Below are 6,585 nucleotides of genomic sequence, written 5' to 3'. Positions count from 1 at the left end.
TCGTTATACGCCGTTTGAGATCAGGCATCATCTTGTGCAGCCTCTTCTCCAGCGCCAGGTTCTGTGGCACCCCAGTCAATCTCTACATCACGAAATTCTTGCACTCCGGGAATCACAGCGATATCCACCGTGTCGATGTCATCTACTGGGGCAGGAAAATACGCCCAATGCAGGTATTGTGCCCCAGACTGCACTTTGACATCCCCAATCGCTGAAGCCCACGTGCCATCACCAACGCTGCCACCGGTCCAACCACTGCCTTGTGCAAAGTCACTGGTCGACATTCGTGGCACATGATAGGCCGTGAAGTTCTGTCGATCGCTGACCACCGGCATCAGCACAGAAAGTCCCGAAGTGCCGTGTAAGTCCGCGAAGCGCACGTCGTCGGCGCTGTCATCTGAAAATTCGGGTTGAAATACAACAGACACCAGCATGGTTTCACCTTGCACTTCAGGTGGGAAAATGCCCATCGTGATCTCGCCGTCATATCCTTGCATCGGGTACGAAATGGTCTCCACCGCATCCGCCAAGTCCCGCGTGGCATCTGGAGCGTCCTGCTGTTGATCATCCGAAGAGTCTTCGGCCTCAGCAGCAGCGGTAGTACTGTGTTCCTGCTGGGGTTGAGCCTCGGATGTTTCGCTTGCTTGCTCCTGCGTTGTCCCGCATGCTGTCAGCAAGACGACGCCCAGCATTGTGAGTCCTATGTAGTGCTTGTCTGCCATGGTGTATCAGTTCTCCTCATGTGGCGATGCTTCACGAGATTGAGCTTCGGCCAGTGCGACCAACTCAACATTCTGCTCTACGATTTCTGCTGTGATCAACAGCCACGACCTGGGGTTTACTGAAATTCATAGACTGTTCACCCACACATTGCCTGGGCCAAAATATTCTTGATGCGACAGCAGGCCCCGATCCCGACGAGACGTCAGGATCAGGGCCTGCACTGCATGAGCGCGTGAACCGCGTGGATGTGTTCCTAGCGGTTCATGGTCCGGATACGCTCGAGCTCGACACGAGCCGCCCCGGTGTTCTGCGCGGTACGAGCCATGGCAACATAAAATTCAAGCGTAATGCGGGCAAAAATCAGACCCAGCAGCACAGGAATCCAGCCCAACAGCAACCAGAGCACGCCTGCAATAGGTTCCTGAGTCATCATGACAATCGCACTGATGATCCAGCCGAACAGCGCCCACAGCCCGATTGCAATCATCACGATGAGATAGATGAATTTCGCGAACTTGATAGTCACGAAGCTTTGGAAGCTCAGGTCGAACAGACCGGCGAAGAATCCCTTGGCTTCCACGCTGTTGGGGTCGCCACCCTGGGGACCACTTGATTGGTACGGGGGTTGTCCCGGGGATTGCGGCGGGATGTTCCCGGGGCCGTTGGGGTAATTTGGAGGTTGCTGTGACATGCCACTCCTCGAGTCAGGGCTCAATTCGAGCCGTATGTGTATGGTGATACTCCGACCGTTCTGGGCAGACGGAGTTTCACCTAGTTTTAGCACAGCACAAACCAAAATACTATGATACGGATCAAAAACGCCATGAATATCATATGAACCCGGCATGACGTTGCGTGATCACAGTATCTTTGACGTCGTAACCACATCGGGCGAACGGACTGGCGTAACAGTGCCCACAGGTTTTCAGGGGCGGTTTTGCGAAACCACAGCTCCCGCGTCGGCGTAGGAGCCACGATCATCGCGGTCCACTGCCATTTGGATTTACTTGTGTAGCTTGCAGCTGCGATCATGTCATCTGCTCACCAGAGACCTCCTAGTGGTGGGACGGCGTAATCGCGCCGGAGCTGGCGTTTACTCATACATTTCATTTTGCAGGCCACCGGGTACAACGCTTCCAGCGCCTGCGCATACTCAGACGAGGAGTTCGGATCACCCTGACCATCGACCATGAGATACTGCATGGTCGGGACGTCGACGACGCGAAATTCTCCAAGCTTTGCCCGGTAAGCATCCAGTGTTTTCTTGGAATCGATCTTCTCAACCATTGCTTAGCCCAGCATCCGCAACTCATGCCGAAAAAGAACTGAGGCCGCGGATCAGCAACAGGGCCTCACGTGTAAAAAATATGCCGGGTTTTTTTACACGTTGCGAGGACATGTAAAAATCTTTTACACATCGCTCTCGGCGGCTCGGAGAATACTCATGAAGGATGTATTGACATATAATTTGTCTCGACCTGCAGTATGGATTTCTAGCATCCCGGCGTCCACGAGCGCGTTGAGATATTTCGTTGCTGTTGGCCTCGATACAGAGCAACCTTCAATAACATCTTTCACTCGACAGTATGGTTGACTGAAGAGAACTTCAGAGAAATTCGCCGGGTAATGTGTGCCAGTATCAACAGTTAGCTGTTCTATAAACTGAGCTTGAAGTTGCTGAATAGATTTGATCTTCAATCTCGTGGAACGGGCAGTTGATTCCACGGCATGCAACATGTACACCACCCATTCATCCCACGCCCCGTGTTCTGTGACCGCATTCAGCAGCCGATAGTACTCGTTTTTATGTCTGATGATGTACTTAGAGATATACAGGATTGGTGCTTGCAGCAACTGTCGGGCGACCAGCATCAACACATTTAGAATCCGACCGGTCCGACCATTGCCGTCATCGAAAGGATGAATCGCTTCAAATTGGTAATGTGCAACAGCCATTTGAACTAATGGGTCTAGCTCCGTTTCACTATTAACAAATTCAGCCCAATTCTGAAGTTTCGTTTCTAGAAGCTGCTTGCCTGCCGGAGGCGTATAGATAGGTTTCCCTGTGACGGGATTACCTATATATGTTCCTTCGGCACATCGTAGTGTCGTGATCGTTCCGCGAATTTCCGAACAGACTTCGGCTGCTAAACCAACGGTGAGTAAACCTGCACGGTTCTGGATATGATCCTGACCGTGAAACAAAGCAGTTTTATAACGCAACGCTTCTCGAGTCGCCGGACTGGCGTCTGCGGCATAGCTATCAGCACGGAATAGGTCGTCCGTGGTCGTGACAATATTCTCTACTTCAGAACTCGCCTGCGCCTCGAGCAGAGCTAATGAATTTACGAAGACCTCAGGATTCGGCAATGAAACTAAGGCCTCATTGAGTCCACTGAGCTCCGCCCTCGCTGGCACCAGTGCCTTAAAAATTGGAACGGTTTCAAGATCGGCTTTCGGAGGCAATAACGGGAGATCATTATATGGATAATCAGGGGACCATGACACATAAAAAAACTAACGTATTTTTTCATGAACGCCAAGACGTGTAAAAAATTCACTAAATTCTTTACACGTTCTGAGAACATGTAAAAACTTTTTACATGTCCCCTTTCGGTCGCTCTTAGCCCGGACTCCCCGTCAACACGCTTAACGCAGCAAAATCCGTAATCTCTCCAACGTACAGGCGGGCTGTGCCTATCAGCTTATTCCACTGCTGTACAGCGCGGATAATATTTGCCTATTCTTTGATATTCTTGTGACGAAATATACGAGTTCGTATGATTGTTGACACATGTATGTGGCTAAAATATGCTCAGCATGATTGATAATTCAAGCTGATGACTTTCACAGTCGCAGCGAGAGGACCTATATGCCAAGCGTATTAGATAAATCCGCAATTGTAGCACCAAAGAACTTTAATAGGTGGTTCATTCCTGCCGCCGCCTTGGCCATCCACTTATGTATCGGCCAGGTCTATGCCTTTAGTGTTTTCAAAATCCCCTTGATGTCGCGGTTTGACGTCGGTGAGGTGTCTGTCGGCTGGATCTTCTCGGTAGCCATAGCCATGCTGGGGCTATCGGCAGCCTTTGGTGGCACCTGGGTTGAAAAAGCCGGTCCCCGCAAGTCAATGATCGTCGCCGGGACCGCATGGGTTGTGGGTTTCTTCGTCGCAGCATTCGGTATTGCGACCGGTCAGTTGTGGATGGTGTACTTCGGCTACGGGTTCATCGGCGGAATCGGTCTGGGCATCGGCTACATTGCGCCGGTCTCCACGCTCATGAAATGGTTCCCTGACCGTCCCGGGCTGGCCACGGGCCTCGCCATCATGGGCTTTGGTGGCGGAGCACTGATTGCAAGCCCCATGTCCAACTCACTGATGGCACTATTCGGTGGCGGAACCGAAACCGAAAATCTTGCCGCCGGTCTGGTGCCAACGTTTATTACCTTGGCTATTAGCTACGCGTTCATTATCGCCGCCGGAGCCTACGTCATCCGCTTACCCCACCCCGACTGGAAACCTGAGGGCTGGGATCCAGCAACCGCCGAAGCCGCCCCGATGCAAACCAACCTCAACGTCTCGGCCAACCAGGCGTTGAAAACCCCGCAGTTCTGGTTCCTGTGGATCATATTATTTACCAACGTCACCGCAGGCATCGGTATCTTGGAAAATGCCGCCCCAATGATCCAAGACTACTTCCCCGGCGTCACCGCAGCAGCCGCAGCCGGCTTCGTAGGCATCCTGTCGCTGGCCAATATGGCCGGCCGCTTCGTGTGGTCCACCGCCTCCGACTACATCGGACGCAAGAACGTCTACCTGCTCTACCTGGGCGTTGGCGTTCTGTTCTATCTGCTCATCGCCTTTATCGGCAACGGATCGCTGATCATCTTTATTCTCTCTGCGATCTTCATCCTGTCCTTCTACGGTGGCGGATTCTCCACCATGCCCGCCTACCTGCGCGATATGTTTGGCTACTACCAAGTCGGCGCCATCCACGGTCGCATCCTCACCGCATGGGCTGCCGCCGGTATTGCCGGACCACTAATCGTCAACAGCGTGGTCGAATCCCAAGCCATCGCAGGCGCCGAAGGCCCCGACCTCTACACCGTGTCCATGTACATCATGGTCGGTCTACTGGCCATCGGGTTGATCGCCAACATTCTGATGCGCCCAGTTGCCGAAAAACACACCATCGAACACACCGTCGAATACGAGCTACACCGCTAAGGAGTCCCCTATGAGCACCTCACCACAATTTACCGGAGCCCCCACCACCGAAGTCAGCCAGACCTATCGCACCATCGCCGTCATCCTGGCTCTGATCGTCATCATGGGCTTAGGCTACGGGCTCGTCGATACCGCTGTGAAAGCCGGCGCGTTATTCACAGAGTAACCACAGCCAAAGACAACTCGATGCACTGGCAGTAAGAAACCCAGCCCAAAGCTCCGCAGCCTCACGGTCAAAGCCAACAGTGGGGGCAACGGGTTTTGTCGGTCGGCCGGTTGCCGGGTGCTGAAATCCCTGGTCTAGCTTGGACCCGGGATACCCCGGGCGTCTTCGCCAGCACCTTCAAAGCGCATCAATCAACCGGGGGTAAAGCTGCTTGCCAGTACACTGACTTCCATGACCATCATCACGGTAGTCACGGCTGTCTTCGGCATCCTGGGTCTGCTGGCAACCGGCCTCGGAATCCAGCGCATTTCCAAAGACCCCCGTCGCATCGCCGCCTACAGCTACACCATTATCGGCACCGGCGCCACGCTATTGTCCGCGGGGCTGCTGTTGTACCTGCTCGCCGACTGGCCCATCCTCTTGGCCATCACGCTGGGCGCCTCGCTCCTCGCCATCGGACTGGGCACCGCTGTTGGCTACCCACTTCTGGTGGGCTTCCTGTTGTGGGCCGGTATTACCACCCTGCGCCGGGAATCCCGCAGCCTGGGCAACATGCTCTCACTGCTTGCCGGCCTGGCGCTATTCTTCCTGCCAACCGCGCTGGCGGTCATTGAGCCCGCCGAGCTCGTCCGCGACGACCTGGCCTACGAGCTGCAATACGGCACCTACACAGCTGTACTCCTGCTCATCACCTACACCGCCAGCTGCTTCGCCGCGTTCATTATCGCCTCCCTGGCCTACCGCTGGCGCAAACCAAAGCTGCCCTCTTCGGCCATCATTATTCTGGGCGCCGGGCTGATCAACGGCAAAGTTCCACCATTACTGGCCTCCCGGTTGAAACGCGGAATCACCGCACGTCATGACGACGCCGACGAACCAGTCATCATCACCTCGGGCGGCAAGGGCGACGACGAACCCGTGGCCGAAGGTGTTGCTATGCGAGACTACGTCATTGAACACGGTGTTGCCCCCGAGCACGTCATTGCCGAAGACCAGTCAACCAATACCGAAGAAAACCTACAGTTTTCGCGCAAGCTACTGCCCGATGCCAGTGCACCCGTCACGGTGGTGACCAGTAGCTATCATGTTTTCCGTGCCGCACTGCTGACTCGCCAGCTGGGGCTGCGAGCGCATGTCGTGGGCGCACCAACCGCCTGGTATTACCTACCCAGCGCGATCATTCGAGAATTTATTGCCGTGATGCGCGATCATCTGAAAATCCACCTGGTCGCAGCCCTTGGCATTCTGGTGCTGACCATTGCGTTCACCGCGTGGATCGTACCGGCGATGGTCATACCCTAAAACAGAAGTCAACCTGATACCTCAATGACCGCGCTAGACTAATTTTCCCAATAAGCTCCTTATTGGGAAAAGTTCAGATTATTTTCCGAATAAGGATTTTAGGTGTGAAAGGTGGCGTAATGGCGCAGGGTTGGCCGTCAGTGCAATATCAAGAACTTTCCTGGCC

At 54.1% G+C, this 6,585-nt stretch carries 7 protein-coding genes; 3 read left to right on the top strand and 4 right to left on the bottom strand.

Annotation, left to right across the window (positions count from 1 at the left end):
• Nucleotides 1-20 precede the first annotated feature (20 nt).
• From K8V32_RS07505 to K8V32_RS07490, 4 genes are all read right to left on the bottom strand, one after another.
• On the bottom strand, nucleotides 21-722 hold the full coding sequence (locus K8V32_RS07505) for a hypothetical protein (protein WP_303905269.1): 702 nt from the start codon (nucleotides 720-722) through the stop codon (nucleotides 21-23).
• A 254-nt stretch (nucleotides 723-976) separates the two neighbouring features.
• Nucleotides 977-1,414, bottom strand: a complete 438-nt coding sequence (locus tag K8V32_RS07500) for a DUF4282 domain-containing protein (RefSeq protein ID WP_303905266.1) — start codon at nucleotides 1,412-1,414, stop codon at nucleotides 977-979.
• 350 nt (nucleotides 1,415-1,764) lie between these two features.
• Complete coding sequence (locus tag K8V32_RS07495) at nucleotides 1,765-2,010, bottom strand: hypothetical protein (RefSeq protein ID WP_303905263.1); 246 nt, start codon at nucleotides 2,008-2,010, stop codon at nucleotides 1,765-1,767.
• 123 nt (nucleotides 2,011-2,133) lie between these two features.
• Nucleotides 2,134-3,231 (bottom strand): Fic family protein, encoded by a 1,098-nt coding sequence (locus K8V32_RS07490; RefSeq protein ID WP_303905260.1) that lies wholly within the window; start codon nucleotides 3,229-3,231, stop codon nucleotides 2,134-2,136.
• 364 nt (nucleotides 3,232-3,595) lie between these two features.
• On the opposite strand from K8V32_RS07490, the gene K8V32_RS07485 reads away from it, so the two are divergent.
• From K8V32_RS07485 to K8V32_RS07475, 3 genes are all read left to right on the top strand, one after another.
• Entirely contained in the window at nucleotides 3,596-4,951 is a 1,356-nt protein-coding gene (locus K8V32_RS07485) for an L-lactate MFS transporter (RefSeq protein ID WP_303905257.1), read from the top strand.
• A gap of 10 nt (nucleotides 4,952-4,961) precedes the next feature.
• Nucleotides 4,962-5,117, top strand: coding sequence for a hypothetical protein (locus K8V32_RS07480; RefSeq protein ID WP_303905253.1), 156 nt, complete (start codon nucleotides 4,962-4,964; stop codon nucleotides 5,115-5,117).
• Nucleotides 5,118-5,348: 231 nt separating this feature from the next.
• Nucleotides 5,349-6,419 (top strand): YdcF family protein, encoded by a 1,071-nt coding sequence (locus K8V32_RS07475; protein WP_303905250.1) that lies wholly within the window; start codon nucleotides 5,349-5,351, stop codon nucleotides 6,417-6,419.
• Nucleotides 6,420-6,585 lie beyond the last annotated feature (166 nt).

Origin of the sequence: Enteractinococcus helveticum (assembly GCF_020742345.1) — a bacterium.
In the GTDB taxonomy this organism is placed as follows: domain Bacteria; phylum Actinomycetota; class Actinomycetes; order Actinomycetales; family Micrococcaceae; genus Yaniella; species Yaniella helvetica_A.
Note: the sequence above shows the minus strand (reverse complement) of the source record. Positions and strands in the feature narration are given on the sequence as shown.

Coding starts and splice junctions, on each gene's coding strand:
- K8V32_RS07475 (WP_303905250.1), top strand. CDS start 5,349: ATGACCATCATCACGGTAGTCACGGCTGTCTTCGGCATCCTGGGTCTG.
- K8V32_RS07500 (WP_303905266.1), bottom strand. CDS start 1,414: ATGTCACAGCAACCTCCAAATTACCCCAACGGCCCCGGGAACATCCCG.
- K8V32_RS07505 (WP_303905269.1), bottom strand. CDS start 722: ATGGCAGACAAGCACTACATAGGACTCACAATGCTGGGCGTCGTCTTG.
- K8V32_RS07485 (WP_303905257.1), top strand. CDS start 3,596: ATGCCAAGCGTATTAGATAAATCCGCAATTGTAGCACCAAAGAACTTT.
- K8V32_RS07495 (WP_303905263.1), bottom strand. CDS start 2,010: ATGGTTGAGAAGATCGATTCCAAGAAAACACTGGATGCTTACCGGGCA.
- K8V32_RS07480 (WP_303905253.1), top strand. CDS start 4,962: ATGAGCACCTCACCACAATTTACCGGAGCCCCCACCACCGAAGTCAGC.